Below are 16,182 nucleotides of genomic sequence, written 5' to 3' on the forward strand. Positions count from 1 at the left end.
TTGGTTAGTCTTTTCGTGTCGTAACATCGGACTTCACGAGGAGAGGACAAGAGATGTCGACAGTTGAACTGGCGGTCACCCAGGAGCTGACAGGAAACATTGTTCATTACTTTGATCAATTGAAAGACCCGCGTTCCAACATCAATCGTCTGCATCTGCTTGGTGATGTGATTGTGATCGCCATTTGCGGAGTGCTGGCCAACGCCGACGGCCCCAGTGCGATTGCGGAATGGGCGCGACTGAATGCCGATGGCCTGCAGAAACACCTGGCACTTCCGCATGGCATTCCGAAAAAAGATACGTACCGGCGCGTCCTTTCTCTCCTGAAGCCGAACGACTTTCAAGCGTGCTTCGTGCAATGGATTGAATCGCTGGAAGGACTTTCCGACGAACAGAAAGAAGGCTACAGAAAACAGATTGCGATTGATGGCAAAGCACTCCGTCGATCACATGACAAAAAGAATGGGCTGGGTGCGTTGTTCATCGTGAGTGCGTGGGCTTCTGATCAGGGGATTTCTCTGGGACAGGTGGCGACGGAAGAGAAGTCGAACGAGATCACCGCGATCCCGAAATTACTGAACGAAATCAATATCGATGAGGCGATCATTACGATTGACGCAGCGGGTTGTCAAAAAAACATTGCGCAGCAGATCGTGTCTGGCAATGCAGACTATGTGTTAGCCCTGAAAGGCAACCAACCGAAACTCTATGAGGTCGTGCAGAAGTTTTTTCTCGATCACCTGGAGGATGACTTCGCTCGCTGTCCCGTCAGTCGCTATGAAGAAACAGAGAAGGGACACGGTCGGCAGGAACAGAGAATCTACTATCAGGCGACCGTGCCTGTCGATTTTGACGTGGGCCACAAATGGGCCGGACTCAAGACCATCGGAACGGCGATCCGAATGTACGAGCAGGACGGCATTCATCATTCTGACGTTCGCTACTACATCAGCAGTCTGCGTCGCAAAGGCGAGCTGTTCGCAACAACGGTTCGTGGTCACTGGGCCATAGAAAACACGCTGCACTGGAGTCTCGACATGACCTACCGCGAGGATGAGAGTCGAGTCCGAAACCGAATCTTCGCGAACAATTTGTCATGGCTCAGACGACTCACACTCAGCCTCATCAAGAAACATCCTGGCAAACAAAGCAACGTCATGAAAAGAAGAATGGCCGGATGGAACATTGACTATTTGATGCAAATCCTTACCGGCAAAACAACTTAGTATGCGCTGGCCCTGGGTCTCCACCAGCGTTAAAGAACGCTTCGATTTCCGGCGTGAAGCTGTTGAATTTTGCGATGTTATTGGCAAGACCATGTTCGGGAATGACGAGAACATCAATTGTGTTAAGGAACGACTCAAACTGAGCCGCAGAGGTACCTGCTCCAATTGTGAATGTTGATCGTCCACCGAATGCGTTAGTCACTCGCGGCTCCCACAGTCTCCACGGTTGAATGGCAACCCCGGGCTGACCGTTCGAAACGGATCCGCCAGTTAGACTATCCACATTGATGGCAATCACGCCCAAATGATAGGACGATCGCGGAATCTCACTGGTGGTTCCCGCACCTCGCAGGTAATCGAGAGCAACTTCGCTGTATCTATTCTGGTTTCCATGAGAAAGGATGTCGTGGCCCGTCAGAAAAATACTGCCGCCCTGAGCAAGCCCCGCCGAGCCACCATCGTCATCTGTGAAACTCAGAATTTCCACGTTGTACGGGGCGGATGCTGTCCCCGTCGGATTGTCATCAAGGAATTGGTGCGTGACCGTGAACGTCGTGGAACCTGCAGGAATTGTGAATGTTTCAGGAGCTCCTTCTCCCCAGTCAACAACCAACGTAAACACGTCGAGCGAGCCTGGGTCCACGATTTCTGCCGTGAGGATTGCCGAGTCATTTTCGGACACGACAGAAGTGATCGCGATATTTTCCAGTTCGGGCGTTACGTTGTTGATCGTCAGTGTGGAAGTCGCAACTGCTGATTCGCCATCGGTGTCGGTGACACGAACCGCGATTGGATAGTAGCCATCGTCACCGAGACCGAGTGACACTAGAGTCGCTCCGGTGACTGTTGGGGTCACTCCTGCGGCATCGTCAAACTGTCCGTCGTTATCCAGGTCCCACGCGTAGGATGCGATGTTATTGTCCGGATCTGTTGAACCCGATGCGTTGAAGGTTATGGCGAATCCTTCGTCGGCCGTGTACGGAGCCCCGGCGTCAGGGATCGGCGGGGAGTTGGGGTCGACTGCCACAGCCGTGTTGGAAAACGAGCCTGACTGGCCGATCCGAGCGGGTGTTCGTGTTTGAGTGTCGGAGCTGCCAGCTGATCCGCCTTCAACTGAGGTTGTAAAGACACTTGTTGTGTCGATTGTACCGGAAATCTTAATACGTCCTCCGCCGCCACCTCCGCCGCCTTGCCCATAATATCCAAGACGTGTGCCAGCCGCAAAGTTGGAGCCATTGCCACCGGAGGCAGAGAGGCTTCCATTTAGGACAATGTAGCCATCCAGCCAAATTCCACCGCCAGCGCCTCCACCACCGCTGGATGCGCTGGCTATCCCAAACGCGGTGCCCTGAACTCCATCACGGCCGTCGACAGTGATTGCTCCAGAAACGTCGATTATGGACGCGGATAGGGCAATCGCCCCACCGCCATCGCCACCCGAGCCACCGATCCCTGATGACGTAGTGCCATGATTCCCAGCACCACCACCACCAGATCCCATCTGAATCCCCGGCGCAGCGGTAACGCCGTAGCTTCCTCCACCTAAGGCAGCCGGAGGATTGCTGAGAGACTGGCCGCTGTTTCCACCTGGCCCGCCATAACCGGCTCCCCCACCGCCCGATGCATGGATGGCCGAGCCATAAAGGCCACCCTGTCCTGCCCCTGGGCCGTTTCCTGCGACCCCGTTTCCTGCATTGCCGATACCTCCGCTGCCCCCATCGAAGCCGGCACCGTCTCCGTCGAGAGTTCCTGCGATCGCAATTGAATCCGCGGCGACTGACAGCGGAATTCCTTCGCCAACGTATACCGTTGTTCCCGGTGCGACCACAAAGCTTCCTACATTGGTGAATGCCCCCTGAAGGACGTCGCCGTCAGCCGGAGCCAGATTTCCTCCGGCGTAATCGCCACCGACAATCGTTGCCAGCAATGCGCGATCTTCCAAAAGCTCTGCTGTGATCGCAGTGTTGGAGGCGCGACTTAATCGAGACTGGCGCGATCGGTTACCACGTCGACCTGTCATTCCTTTTAGAATCTGACGCCACGCTCGTTTTCCAGAAAGTAACATAAATCGGACTCCTCACAAATTTTGGGTGGTTGGTGTGAGAAGCGAGCGTAGAACTCGTCATGTAAACGGTGGGCGCGCAGTAATGCACGTTTCATCGTCGATGCGGTCGGTGAGATTTCTGTTTGTCGACGGGAACTCACCGGCCGTTTTTTATTCTGCGCACGCTCCCAAAGGGGATGGAATTAGAAAACACTCGTCGTCGGTCGGAACATCTAGGCATCGAGGCCGAGTTACCGCCAAACTTCTTGATGAACAGAGCAGTCAATTTGCGAAAAGCAAATCCTGCTTACCCAGAAACAAGAATCCAGTTTGATGAAGAAATCTTGGAGACAGAACCAATGCCGGCCCGACAGCACTGATCCTCAGAACTTTTTCGAACATGTGTTCATAGTTGAAGCAAGACGAATAACAGGCCTGAATTAGCCTGACAACTGAACACGCGTCGAATTCTTCTAAACAAACAGACGACCTGAACAGTTGTGCATAAGCTATTCAATTCAACGGCACCAGAATCAACACATTGGCTTTCCGTCGACCGTCCGGAAAGTCGATCGAGATCTCACCAAAGTCAGCTTCTACTCACTGACGGGCCGCATGATCCAGCGGTATGCAAGTTTCTCGTTTCGACTAACGATGCTTCTTGATGAAACGTCGAACCGCGTCGTACTGGCCGATGTAACCTTCGTCGTCTCGCAGCCGTACAAAGATCCGCATCGCCTTGTGACGTTGCTTCGGAGCAGCCGTTTTATCCAGCTTCAGAATCTCCAGAATCCGATCATGGAACAGTCCCAGCTTCGGAGCTGATAGGCGTCCCCGCCGAGCGTACTCTTCAGGCCCTGCCTGACCGCCGCGCAGAGTCTTTCGAGTCTTGTGCCGCGCCATCTCGCGAAGACTCATGCCATCGTGATGAGCTCGCCGAATCCGTCCGTAATCATCCACCTTGAGCATCCTCGCCGCTCGAAGGTACTGTCAAATTCAACAGTACCTTCGCGATCCCGGTGGATCCATTTTGAGCGCCGATCAAACCCCCGAAGTGGGGCCGTTTTACACGCCGATCTCCAGGCGAGCTACGGTCAATGAACCCAAACCGTGCCGTCGGTGACGAATCGAATTTCGTGTCGCCGCGTGGCGAGTAACCAATGACCAGACAAGGTTCTCCAGCTCTCAAATCCTTGGTTGAACTTAGTTCGATCGCAGGCCACGGGCCTTGTTCGTTGATCTTCATTACGGCGAGCCTCCATTCCGACGACCAACCAGCAGCCGATGCGGTGACGGTTCGTCCGTCATTCAAATGGACTTTCATGTCCGACTGCCGCTTTCGATGCCATCGCAGAATCGTGTCTGGCGTGAATATAGTCGTCAGTTCCAGCAGAGCCTTGCGGCCGATGGCGTGAGCCTTTACGGCCAATAGCCGACGCTGGTCGTCGTTGAGCAGGAGCCGTTTCTTTCCCACCTTCTTCTGCAGAGCTTCAATCTGCGCATTCTGGAATTCGATGATCTGCTGCTGTCGCTTGTTCACGCTGCCACAGAGTGCAGCAAGCAGAATGTGCCAGGGCTGCAGCAGGAAGGGCATGTTCGGCGCCAAAATCGTGCAAGTAGTTGAAATCAAGCGGCTGAGAATAGGAGACTCTGGCAAGCCGTAACTCCAGTGTTTTTGCAGCGTTTTGGGTTCAGTGGATTTTCTCGGCTCTACGGGGAACAACGGAACCATTGTTGATCGATGCGTAGAGATTCTTTGCCAACCGCCGCATAAGATCCTCACCGGCGTTGATGGAGCCGTTTCCGTCTTCATCGTAAATGGCGGCGAAACCACCTTCCTGGTCGGTTCGGTCGGTCAGCGCATTAGTCGCTGACAGCAGTTGCATCATGGTCAGGTCCGTTCCGTCGGCAACTCCAAAGGCGGCTCCACTTGATCCGACGTTGGCCAGCCCCGCACCGATTCCCGTATCTGTGACTGTGAAGCCATACTCAGCGGCGATCGTACTACCCGAAATACGCGAACTCGAGAAGTAGGTGGACAGTGCAAGCGCCATGAACTCCGCGTCGACCTTGCCCGCGCGGCCGCGGTTGAGTTGCTTTATGAACACTGCCACATCTTCTCCAGAACCATTCGCCAATTGATCGCCAAAGACATTGGAGAATGTTTCGGTCAACCAGTTGGCCAGTGAGGAACCTCCCGCTGCGATCAGCTCCTGTCCGTTCCGGCTGATCCAAAAACTAACGTCAGCGGTCTCAGCGCGAACGGTTTCTCGACCATATTTGGCGAACAGATAATCCGTCGCATCGACTCGTTGCAGCGAGAGTTCAATTTGGTCGTCCGGAACAATGGTACCACCGAGGTTGCCGAGGACCTCAGGTCCATCATCAACGCCGGTCGGTTGCAACTCGTTGATGAGATACGTTCCGGGGTCTAAGTCTTCAAATGTGTATTTGCCCTCTGAATTGGTCGTCGTGACCGCAACAATCGCCCCGGATGGATCGGTCAGCTCGACGGCGACTCCTTCAATTCCCGTGTCGTTGCCGTCAAGTATTCCGTTCTGATCGATATCGATGAAGACCTGTCCCGTGATCGAGGCCTGATTAAGCACGTTTACCGTGACAGTGGCTGTCGCAGTTCCGCCTTGACGATCGGTGACCAGCACGTCCAGAGAGAATTGAGCGACTGATTCATAATCGAGCAGCCGAGTTTCGGCGACTGTGATCTGGCCGGTTGCGCTGTCGATTGCAAATGCCCCGAGCTCGTTGCCGGAGGCGATGCTGAACGTCAGACTGTCGTTGTCTGGGTCCGATGCATCGACACTTCCAACGACCGTTCCGTCAGGAGAGTTCTCAGCGATATCCAGCGTCGAGTCATTGGCGATTGGGGCGGAATTATTTAATTCCGCGTTAATCCGCGCTAACGCAAAGTCATAGCGACGATTGGAACCCTGGTAAGAATAACCGGCGATGAGGACCCGTCCCTCCAAATCGATCGCTACACTTTGGCCGCGTTCATTGCTGCTGCCGAAATCAATAAAGAGTACGCCGCTGTCTGCAAACGTTGCGTCCAGCGAGCCATCTGCTTCGAGCAACGCGACCGTGAAGTCACTGTTCCAGTCGTTGGAATACCCCCCCTAGCAGAATGCGATCTCCACTTCCAACTTCGACGGAAGTGGCCTGATCGTACGCACTTCCGAAATTGAGAAGCTCACGTCCGTCACCGCTGAAGTCGCTGTCGAACCCTCCGGTGTCTGTCAGCCGCGAGACTGCAAAACTGTAGTATCCAGTTGATGGGTCATGCGACGTACCCGCAATCACAACGCGGTCTTGACTGTCAATTGCCACATCGTAACCGTAGTCTCTTCGCCCGTAGAAATCGACGATTTGTGTCCCAGTGCCATTGAACATCTCGTCGAGACTCCCATCCGAGTTTAACCGTGCGGCAGCGAAGTCTCGGACCGCTGAATCGAGGAGATAGCCGCTCACGACGATACGTCCCTGGCTATCGGTTTGAACCGCGTACGCTCTGTCGGAAGTTCCCCCAAAGTCGATGGTTTGTTTGCCATCCGAGTCAAAGCTTGGGTCGGGAGCTCCGTCCGATGTGAGTCGAGCGACGGCGAAATCGAGGTTGCCAGTTGGAGTGTAAGCGTACCCGGATAGCAGAATGCGGTTCTCGGCATCGACGAAAACACTTTTGACCTGTTCGCTATTCGTTCCGAAATCGACCGTTGCGGTTCCCGATGTACCAAAGGTCGAATCGATATCTCCATCTGGCGTCAACCTTATTACGCCAAAATCCAACGACCTTGCCGGCGTCCCGCTCACGAGAATTCGGTCATCGTGATCCGTCGTAATATTGACGGGAGTGCTTCCAGAACGCAGATCGAGAATCTTCTTCCCGTCTTCCCCAAACGTCGTGTCGATGCTCCCGTCCGAATTATAACGGAGCACCGCAGGCCCGAATGTAGTCTGTCCGACGACCAACACTTTGCCATCGGACTGAGACGCTGTGACCGCAGCGTCTCGATCGTTACCGCCCCCGACTCCAATGTCCGTTAAGACAATGCCAGATTGGCCGAATGTTTCGTCAAACTGTCCCTCCGATGTGAGCTGAACCAGAGCCCAGTCATTGAGTGTTTCGGGTTGTGTCGTCCATCCTGATAGCAGGACTTGATCCTGACTATTCGTCGTGACGCTATCGGTGAAATCTCTTGACGAATCGAAATCGATTAATTGCTTCCCGCCATCACCGAACGTCGTGTCCACTATTCCGGCTGTTGTAAGACGACTGACGACGAAGTCGTTCTCCGTCGATCCTTGTGTGGACCGCCCTGCCAGGAGCACGCGGCCTTGCGTGTCGAGGGAAAGCGAGGTCAGGAAATCGACGGAGCTGTGAAAATCGAGCGATTGGAATCCTTCATCTCCGAAAGTCCCATCCCCGTAACCATCCGATGTCATTCGCGCAACAACAAAGTCATATCCGGTCGTGCCCAAATTGGCGAAGCCACCAATGTAGATTCGCCCTTCATCATCAATCGCAACACTCTGGGCCGTATTCGTGCGATTCTGATACTTGAGCGATGAACGACCATCCAGGTCGAAACTGGGATCGAGCTCTCCAGCCGTAGTCAGACGAACGACAGAAAACTCTGAGTTGCCGCCGACAACAACGACGCGATCCGCGGCGTCAATCGCCACGGAACGACCGTAGTCGCTTATTGACCCCATGTTGATAATCTGTTTCCCATCACCGCTGAAATCGGGATCCGGATTTCCGTCGCTGGTGAGGCGCGCAACAGCGAAGTCGAAATCGCTGTATGTTCCCGTGCTCTGATCGGAATAGCCGGCAATCACAACTCGATCGAGACTGTCGATTGCGATGCTCATCCCACGATCCTCACGGCTGCCAAAGTTGATCACACGGAGCCCACTATCGCCGAAGCTCTCGTCCAGTTGACCCTCTGACGTGAGTCGGGCGACCGCCACATCCAACCCTTGACCGCCTACCGAAGTCTCGCCTCCGAGTAAAATTCGTCCTTGGCTGTCAATTGCAGCTGTGCGGGCACGGCTAGAATATCTGAAGTTGACCTGTGCAACTCCACCATCACCGAAGGTGGCATCCCTCGATCCATCTAGGTTGTATCGGAGGGCAACCATGTTCCCTGACGGTCCTGGTCCCACCACAATCGGTTTCCCGTCCGGTTGATAGATGGCTGAGTTGGCTCCTCCGTCTTGGCTCGGTTGGAGGACGTCTGTCAGGATTTTGCCGCCATCTCCAAATGTCGGGTCCAAGGTGCCCGCACTCAGCAGCGTTCGGACCTCGAGCATCTCGATGAACTGATCGTACGAGCCACACGAGCGTTTGCGCCGGGAGCTCGATGATCGCTGATAGGCGGCAAGACGCTGAACAATCAGCGTCGGTACGTTGAGCCAGCATGGATCCATAATCTTCATTGCAGTGCTCGTATGATTGATGGAGGGCATTCGCGTTGCCGACGATGCGAGACAGGCGTGCCTTAAATTTTCGCCAACGTGCTATGGGGCATCCGGCCCCACGTCAATAACCGTTGGATTGATGCGACTGTACGTGGCCTTTTGCAATCCAACGACAGCCGGAACCGTCAGTGTGCAGTTTGCCATGTCGGCATTCAAAAGGCCATCAGTCCGTCGCGGCGACAGTACGACGTTCGAGGACAACAGCGGACGTCCCAGGTATCTGCTGGATGAACGGATGTCGATTGATGCGTAAACGCCGGGTGATTCGAAGCGGACTTTGCCGCCGTTCACGGACTCTGGCTGATCGACTTCTGCATCAACCGCCTCGGACGGTTCGGCATGAAGGCTTAGGCATAATGCGATTACTTCTCTCTTGTTGTTCAAGGGCTTGATGAGCCTTTTTGGTGGTTTGGGGTTGTTAGTTCTTTCGGTGTTTTGTGGAGCGGTCGTCGCCTGAAGTCGGCCAGTTTCTTCAGACGTGATAGTTCTTCCGTGTCGACTCGGAAAAACCACCGCTGACCGGTGCGATCCGCATGCACCCAGCCGCGAATTCGCCATGTGTTGAGCGTCTCTCGTTTGATGCCGACCTCTGAGGCCAGTTCCGTCAACGTCCAGGTGCCGGTTTGGACCGACAAGTCGCAGCCTTGTTTTCGAAACTGTCGACTCAGACTCGATACGATAGCTCGCGTGAATTCAACTCCCTGAGTCGAAAGATATCCGCTCGCATTCAGCTTCGATGCCACTTGAGAATGTGTCCTGCCGTCGCGTTTCATGGTGATGATCTGTTCGCGAATCACGTCGGCCGATTCCAGTTGTTCGAACTCATGAACACCGCGACGAATTTCGTGATGGCTTTCGAAGCCGCCCACCCAGTGCATGGTGACTCGAACACGTTCGCTGCGGCCGATGACTTCCACTTCGACGCGATCAACCAGAGTTCGGAACACGGTCTGACGATCGACGCCGGACGTTGTCGCCGCCTGCCACAGCGACGGGATGTCATTTGACAGCCGTCGAATCTGTTCTTCTTCCAGGCGGCTCAGTCGCGAAGGCTGTTCCTGTTCGAAACGGTGCAACGACTCTTCCGCCTGACGTTGTGCCACAAGCTGAGTTTCCCAGCGACGTTCAAGTTCTGCTGCAACAAGTCGGTTGCCCGGGTCGACTTCTTCGTAACGACGTCGGGCCAGTTCGCTTTGATACACGGCACGTTCAACCGTCTGTGTATGATGCCTTGCCACCTTCGCGCGATCCGCTTCGATGTCGTCTGCGGCTGCAAGACTCAGGTCGATGGAAGCAGCGCTGAGTGATTGCAGCAGTTGGCGTTCAATGAGTTCATGGAGCGGAGCGGCGTTCATCGTCTGGCACTGTTTGAGTCTCCAATGAGCTCGCTGCATGTCGCACGTGAACCGCGCTTTGGACTGGCCCGCGTACGAAACACTCATGCGGCGGCCGCACCGCCCGCACACCACTCGACCGGCGATCAGCGATGTTCCTCGCGGCGCGCCGGTGCCGTAGGAAGTGCTGTTTTCCCGCAGTTTTTGTTGGTTTTTCTCCCATTGCTCCCACGTGATGTACGCTGGCAGGCGGTCTTTGATCAGCACTTCCCAGTCTTCCGGATCAGACCAGCGACGACCTGTTCCCGGCCGCCCGGGAACAACTTTCTTTCGGTTACATTCGCGTCGACCGTACACATACGCGCCGGCGTAAATCGGATGATGCAGCAGGCACAGTATCGTTGCCTGATTGGGCTTCCGCCATTGCAGTTGACCTTTGTTTGCGCCGCGATGATCACGCACGGGAACCTTGATGCTGTTCGTCGTGAGGTACTTCATCACGGCCGTCATGGCACCAAGTTCGCTGAACTTTTCGAACAGAAGTTCGACCACCTGGCGAGCCTGATCGTCGGGCTCTTTGGCGAGGCCATCTTCGGTGCGAACGTAACCGATCGGCGCGTGCGTGAAGAATTCACCACGCCGCGCTTTGTTGAGTTGTCCGGCTCGCAACCGTCCCTGAAGAACATGGAGTTCCGCTTCGCTCATCGTTCCCTTCAAGCCGAGCAGCAGGCGATCGTTGTGGTCTCGCGGATCATACACGCCGTCGGCATCGGCCAGCAGTGTTCCAAACACCGAACAGAGTTCGAGTAGCTGATGCCAGTCGCGACACGATCGGGCGAGTCGACTCATTTCAAGACCAAGGACAATGCCGACATGTTCCAGTGACACTTCGGCCAGCAGTTTTTGAAACCCAGGCCGCGCTTCGATCGTCCGCCCACTGATCCCGAGGTCATCATCAATGACATTCACCCGTTCTCGCGGCCACCCGAGCAATTCGGCACGGTCGACGAGTTGGTACTGCATGCGAGTCGATTCGACGTTTTCCTCAACCTGCTTCGCGCTGGACTGCCGAACATAAACAATGGCCAGACGTTCCAGATGATTGGCCGCAACTTTGGTGCTCAGCAGAGTGGCCCGAACATCGGGTCGAGCGGGTGGGCTGTGCTTTGGAGACGAGGTCTGCGGCGATGTGGCGGGCGTTGGTGAAGGCGTTTCAATCATGATTCGCCTCCTTCTGAGGAAGCGAATCAACCAGCATCCGAGTCATCGCCTGAACAACCGTCAGCCGCTGCTGATCGGGAATGACGGCCCAGATTCGATCGAGCGGGATCGTCTTCGTCGAGGCCGGATGGCTCGAAATCAGCCCGCGCGGGGGGCTCCGTCGGCGTTTTGGGAGAGTTCTGGCATGGGATTCCTCCGTGAATCTGCTGTCGAGAATGAAACCAGGCGGCAACTTGCTTTAACGCCGCTAAATCCAGTCTAATCTTCTCCGTGCTGCTTGAACAATACGAATCATCAGGGGCAGTCTGATTACGCTGTGATGAGCGCGTAATGGAACCTCCTTACTGAGCCCAGATTCTGCAACAGGCACGTGGATTCCAAATAAAGACGCTCTAAGTTGTGAGTGCGCACGTTGGCAATGTGACCAAAGCTGTCGGCGACAAGGTTCTTGTGACCAATGAAGTGATGAACGATGCCCCAAGCCATCTGCTTCCAGGCTTTTTGCAGACTGTGGAGGGCAGGTTGTTGAACTGAGATTCGCGCAATCTCCCGGTACACGAGCGTCCCACTGATACCCTGTTCGGTTCTGATGTGCGGGAACTTCCAGTTCCCAATTGTCTTCGAAACCGGTTCACGCTTCGGCGAGACACCAATGGTCGTTTGGGTGTTAATCTGTTTTCTTCCAGTCGACAAGTCCGCGGATGGCCTCTGGGTGAACACGCCAGTCGGGCGTCGGATAATTCTTCCCCCACGCACCTTCCGTGTCGGAGGCGTAGAAGAAAATAACGGCTGTCAGCCTGGGATAGTCGTCCAAAGCAAGAAACGCCTGATGCAGCCAGAAACTTTCGAAGTCGCTGCTTCCCGCAACTCCCATTTCAGTAATCATCAGCGGTTTGTCTAAATCAACGATAAGATTTTGCTTCTCCTCAAACGTGGTTCGAAAATCCCGGATAAAGCCGTAGGTTTGCTGATCCCAGCTAGGAAAGCTGTAGACCGGCATGCCAATGAAGTCGACATATTCGTCGCCGGGCCAATAGCGCACGCTCGTATCTTTCAACACGCCGACCCACACAAAACTCAAATCGGCTTCAGTTGACTTGCGAATACGATCAATCACGTAGCGATACGCGGCTATGAATTTCTGCGGATCCTTTCCCGACCATGGATAACGCTCCGTCAAGTCCTGGTCCATTTCGTGACCCCAGGAAACGTATTTTGCAACGGTTGATTCCGAGAGGACCTCTGCAACGCGATCGATAGATTCGTCATACACCCCTTGGGTGACGTCCTCAAGCAGTGTGTCGGCTTGATCATCACGATTTGGCCAGGGCTCAACCGTCAACAGAATCTGTCGCCCGGCTGCCTCAGCCTTGCTGATGCCGGCAAGTAATTCCTTGTGGTCGAACTGGGTCCACGAGATGTAGAGATGTTGAATCTTCAGATTGTTATGATCGCTCAACTCACCCGTCGGGTCGTAAGCGCCAAATGTTAGCCGGCAACTGCGGCCGGGCGATTTATTCTTTGGTGGTTGCACAGTTGTGAATTCCACTTTGGTTTTTGGCTTGTGATCGATGCTGAGTGTTACCAACTTGCTTTCTGCCTGTCGGTAGAATATGGCCTGCAAAGCCTCCTTGCCGTTGAAGAGGATCATTGAAACGGGCAGGATAACCAGCACACACAGGGAGCTCATCTGTTTTGAGAAACGGCTTTTCATTCTTCAGCACTCAGATTCTGGTGGACTTCGCGGCGGTGAATGAGAACGATCGCAAACAGTGCGATTGTGTAGACAATTTGCGCAATGATCAGGAAGGAAAAATATCCCGTTGCAGTCCCTGCATCAGAGATGCACAGCGTTGGAAGAAAGCTGAAGACAAGCACGGCCAGATAGGGGGCCAGAATTCGCCAATTCAGGGCATCGTCGTGGACGGCTCCTTTTGGTGTGACCCGGAAAGTGACATTTTTCCGCCGAATGGAATCGAACACGCCCATCACCGATCCGAGCAGCGACCACGGCCATCGAATCACCTGAAACAAAGCCATCTCCCACGAAAGGCATGGGCTGTCAGCGGGACGCAGCCAGAACTTCTGCTTCAAAAATTTGTGGATTGCCAGCGTAAGCAGCGTCAAGGGCAAGGTGTGTCCAATGAAGTCAAGATAGCTGACACGCACCCAGGGGACTTTAATAATGACCGCGACGATGGGCAGGATCAGGCCCGTGAGCATCGTTAGGCTGAAGAGCGGGTACCACAGTTCGCTGAGCAGAAACTGAACTCGCAATGGCCGAGAGAGTTTCGACCAGTATCGCGGCAGTAACGTCAGCAAGACTACCATTAAACTACGAGACCATTGAAATTCCTGAGTGATGCAGGCAGCCAATGTTGGAGGACCTTCGCCGATAGCGATCGCATCAATCGCGTGAATTCCTCGCCAGCCGTGGCCGTTCATCATGAGTGTCGTGCTGTGGTCCTCCGCCAGTTCGGGTCCAAGCCCACCAATCGCCCTGAGCGCTTCTGTCCGGACGGCATAGTGTGACCCGATGCAAAGCGGTGCAAAACTGCCGCTGTAGCCAGCTTGCAACGGACCATGCATTAAGGCCTCTGAGAACAATCGTCCTCTCGCCGACCAACTGGTCTTCGAGTTCTTCGAACAGATACTCGGGGCGGAAACATATCCAACCGCACCGTCGGCGAACGGTCGCAACATGTGTTCAAGGTAACGCTCCTGGGGGACGTGATCCGCGTCGAGTTGAACAACGAGATCATAGTTCTCGTATCCGTAGTGATCATAGAAATAGGCGAGGTTGCCTTCCTTACACTTGGTTCGCCGAGGCCATTGTTGCTGATGATATTCGGCCACACCTTTTCGACAGGAAACACGCACGCCGTGTTCTTCGCACCAATGATAGATTTCATCGGTTGGATCTTCATCGGCCAGCCACGTATCGTGCCGATGTTCCTGTGCCAGCATACCTTTCAATGTATCCTGAACCAGCTCAAACGGTTCTGATGGAGCTCGCGTCGTGACCATTGCCACACGCCACGACTCGGATATGGAAATCGTCGGATCAACCCGTTTCATGCGCGAGACAAAAAATATGAAGTAGCCGGGCAGACAAGCGGTCCACGTGACAAGTAGCGTATTCACAATAAATCCGACCCAGTGCGAAACATGCTCCAGTCGGAACCACCAACAGTAGAAGATGACAAGGCCTGCAGCCCATGAAACGACTAGAAACCTGAACTGACGGCATGCATCTGCATCCATTAGGTCGATGAGCAGCCCGGGGGAAATGCTTGGCTGGGCTGTCTTCTTGCGATTAGCCGTCAACTCGCGTTCCCCTGTTTGAGTGCCATTGGGGTTGATGGAGGAGAGCGATTGCACGACGTGAACATCCGATTAGTAGTAGTGGTGATTGGCTGACAACTCAAGATGCAGAGAGTTGCAACTTCCCCTCGTGGAATTCGACCGCAGCAACTTTTACACCAAACGACTACGACGATATGCTGACGACATAATTCCTTAGAATTCGAGCAACGCATTGGGTGGAGCGTTGCCTGTTCGCTAAGCAAAGACAATTATGCGTGCAAGTATTTCATGCAACCCAACGAACATGTTTTTCTGACGGATCATGTAGATTTTATCGGAGATTCGTTTTACACGCGCCGTTCACATGTCTTCTATCTGCTCAAGATAAGTTGGTCTGATTAGCTGCAAATGAAGCTTGATCGCTGGCTCAGAATTTGCAACGGCAGTCGCTTGTGAGTGTGACACTCAAATTAAAAACGATTGAACTCAACATGCAAGTTTCAAAACGAAATCCAGTCTGCGTGGAGCATAGTGATTCGAAAAGGTCCGGGTTTACGTTGCTCGAACTTTTAGTGGTCATTGCAATCATCGCTATCCTTGTCGCACTGTTGCTTCCTGCCGTCCAGCAGGCTCGAGAAGCTGCCCGACAAACGTGGTGCAAGAACAACCTGAAAGAGATTGGTCTCGCGATTCATAACTTCGAGGGTACGTACAAAAGTTTACCTCCTGGGGCTGTGTTCAGTCAGGCGAGCGGGATCAAGCGGGGGTCGATGTTTGTCTACCTCACGCCCTATCTCGAACAGAGCGCCATCTACGATGCTTACAATCTGAAGATGACAGATATCGAAGGGACGACATTTCCTTCGGGAGAACTCGTCGCATCAACAACTGTCCCGGGGCTACTCTGCCCCAGTGACAGTCATCCCGAGAAATACAACGATTTGGCCGCACATAACTACGCTGCGTCGCGAGGCCCGACTGAAGTCTGGGATAATCCTGCGTGTTCCTGCACTCACCCCTGGACGGGGCTTAAACTTGCCCCCATCGACGACAATTACAGGTTCGCAGGTCCATTCACCCGAGTTGGCACCCGTGCTAAATTCAGAGATGTGACCGATGGCCTGACCAATACAATTTTCGTTGGTGAAGTCCGTCCCGAATGTTCCGAACATGCTCAAAATGGATGGGCGGCGTCCAACAACGGAAACGGCTATTGCACAACGTTAATCCCCATCAACTACGATTCATGCGATCCGAACAACGCCGATCCATGCCGTCGCCCGTGCAACTGGAACACCGAAGTGGGGTTCAAATCCAGCCACAATGGTGGTGCCCAATTTCTGCTGGGTGATGGCAGCGTCCATTTCCTTTCCGAGAACATCGACCACCAAATTTATCAATACCTCGGTGCGAAAAACGACGGCAAAGTCGTATCCGAATTCTAAATAACCGAGCCGAGTTCCCGGACACGGCGGAAGCCAACGATTTGTTGGGCGAGGCGTTGGGTGAAGATGCCTTGACTTCTCTGGAATGCGTCACCAATCCGCTTCCATAT

General features: G+C 54.1%; 11 protein-coding genes and 1 pseudogene. 2 read left to right on the plus strand and 10 right to left on the minus strand.

All coding sequences use genetic code 11. The features are described 5' to 3' along the window. Nucleotides 1-53: 53 nt before the first annotated feature. Nucleotides 54-1,226, plus strand: coding sequence for an ISAs1 family transposase (locus tag Fuma_RS30420; RefSeq protein ID WP_077022421.1), 1,173 nt, complete (start codon nucleotides 54-56; stop codon nucleotides 1,224-1,226). Here Fuma_RS30420 and Fuma_RS30425 read toward each other — a convergent pair. The 10 genes and pseudogenes from Fuma_RS30425 to Fuma_RS30470 form a co-directional block, all read right to left on the minus strand. Then, a complete protein-coding gene (locus Fuma_RS30425) occupies nucleotides 1,207-3,291 on the minus strand; it encodes a PKD domain-containing protein (protein ID WP_077027437.1) in 2,085 nt (694 codons plus the stop codon). The genes Fuma_RS30420 and Fuma_RS30425 overlap by 20 nt on opposite strands. Nucleotides 3,292-3,918: 627 nt before the next feature. Continuing rightward, a complete protein-coding gene (locus Fuma_RS30430) occupies nucleotides 3,919-4,239 on the minus strand; it encodes a hypothetical protein (protein WP_077027438.1) in 321 nt (106 codons plus the stop codon). Beyond that, nucleotides 4,223-4,864, minus strand: coding sequence for a S1 family peptidase (locus Fuma_RS30435; RefSeq protein WP_077027439.1), 642 nt, complete (start codon nucleotides 4,862-4,864; stop codon nucleotides 4,223-4,225). The genes Fuma_RS30430 and Fuma_RS30435 overlap by 17 nt, the downstream gene beginning before the upstream one ends. Before the next feature lie 97 nt (nucleotides 4,865-4,961). After that, nucleotides 4,962-6,362, minus strand: a complete 1,401-nt coding sequence (locus Fuma_RS30440; protein WP_077027440.1) for an SdrD B-like domain-containing protein — start codon at nucleotides 6,360-6,362, stop codon at nucleotides 4,962-4,964. 13 nt (nucleotides 6,363-6,375) lie between these two features. Further along, nucleotides 6,376-8,157 (minus strand): NHL repeat-containing protein, encoded by a 1,782-nt coding sequence (locus Fuma_RS30445; RefSeq protein WP_229360781.1) that lies wholly within the window; start codon nucleotides 8,155-8,157, stop codon nucleotides 6,376-6,378. A 30-nt stretch (nucleotides 8,158-8,187) separates the two neighbouring features. Beyond that, nucleotides 8,188-8,754, minus strand: a pseudogene (locus Fuma_RS36925) (hypothetical protein); the annotation flags it as partial. A gap of 51 nt (nucleotides 8,755-8,805) precedes the next feature. Next, nucleotides 8,806-9,150, minus strand: coding sequence for a hypothetical protein (locus Fuma_RS30450; protein ID WP_077027442.1), 345 nt, complete (start codon nucleotides 9,148-9,150; stop codon nucleotides 8,806-8,808). Next, nucleotides 9,147-11,321, minus strand: coding sequence for a recombinase family protein (locus Fuma_RS30455; protein ID WP_077027443.1), 2,175 nt, complete (start codon nucleotides 11,319-11,321; stop codon nucleotides 9,147-9,149). The genes Fuma_RS30450 and Fuma_RS30455 overlap by 4 nt, the downstream gene beginning before the upstream one ends. Before the next feature lie 667 nt (nucleotides 11,322-11,988). After that, nucleotides 11,989-13,035 (minus strand): glycoside hydrolase family 26 protein, encoded by a 1,047-nt coding sequence (locus Fuma_RS30465; RefSeq protein ID WP_077027445.1) that lies wholly within the window; start codon nucleotides 13,033-13,035, stop codon nucleotides 11,989-11,991. After that, a complete protein-coding gene (locus Fuma_RS30470) occupies nucleotides 13,032-14,702 on the minus strand; it encodes a glycosyltransferase (RefSeq protein WP_145944469.1) in 1,671 nt (556 codons plus the stop codon). Before Fuma_RS30470 ends, Fuma_RS30465 begins: the two co-directional genes overlap by 4 nt. Nucleotides 14,703-15,079: 377 nt before the next feature. On the opposite strand from Fuma_RS30470, the gene Fuma_RS30475 reads away from it, so the two are divergent. Beyond that, nucleotides 15,080-16,072 (plus strand): DUF1559 domain-containing protein, encoded by a 993-nt coding sequence (locus Fuma_RS30475; RefSeq protein ID WP_218922330.1) that lies wholly within the window; start codon nucleotides 15,080-15,082, stop codon nucleotides 16,070-16,072. Nucleotides 16,073-16,182 lie beyond the last annotated feature (110 nt).

Source organism: Fuerstiella marisgermanici (genome assembly GCF_001983935.1).
Lineage (GTDB): Bacteria > Planctomycetota > Planctomycetia > Planctomycetales > Planctomycetaceae > Fuerstiella > Fuerstiella marisgermanici.

Bases quoted from the DNA above. Each gene is read 5' to 3' on its own strand.
- Fuma_RS30455 (WP_077027443.1), bottom strand. From the start codon at position 11,321: ATGATTGAAACGCCTTCACCAACGCCCGCCACATCGCCGCAGACCTCG.
- Fuma_RS30445 (WP_229360781.1), bottom strand. From the start codon at position 8,157: ATGAGCATCGCAATCGACAGTCTCGATCGAGTTGTGATTGCCGGCTAT.
- Fuma_RS30435 (WP_077027439.1), bottom strand. From the start codon at position 4,864: ATGCCCTTCCTGCTGCAGCCCTGGCACATTCTGCTTGCTGCACTCTGT.
- Fuma_RS30430 (WP_077027438.1), bottom strand. From the start codon at position 4,239: ATGCTCAAGGTGGATGATTACGGACGGATTCGGCGAGCTCATCACGAT.
- Fuma_RS30420 (WP_077022421.1), top strand. From the start codon at position 54: ATGTCGACAGTTGAACTGGCGGTCACCCAGGAGCTGACAGGAAACATT.
- Fuma_RS30425 (WP_077027437.1), bottom strand. From the start codon at position 3,291: ATGTTACTTTCTGGAAAACGAGCGTGGCGTCAGATTCTAAAAGGAATG.
- Fuma_RS30465 (WP_077027445.1), bottom strand. From the start codon at position 13,035: ATGAAAAGCCGTTTCTCAAAACAGATGAGCTCCCTGTGTGTGCTGGTT.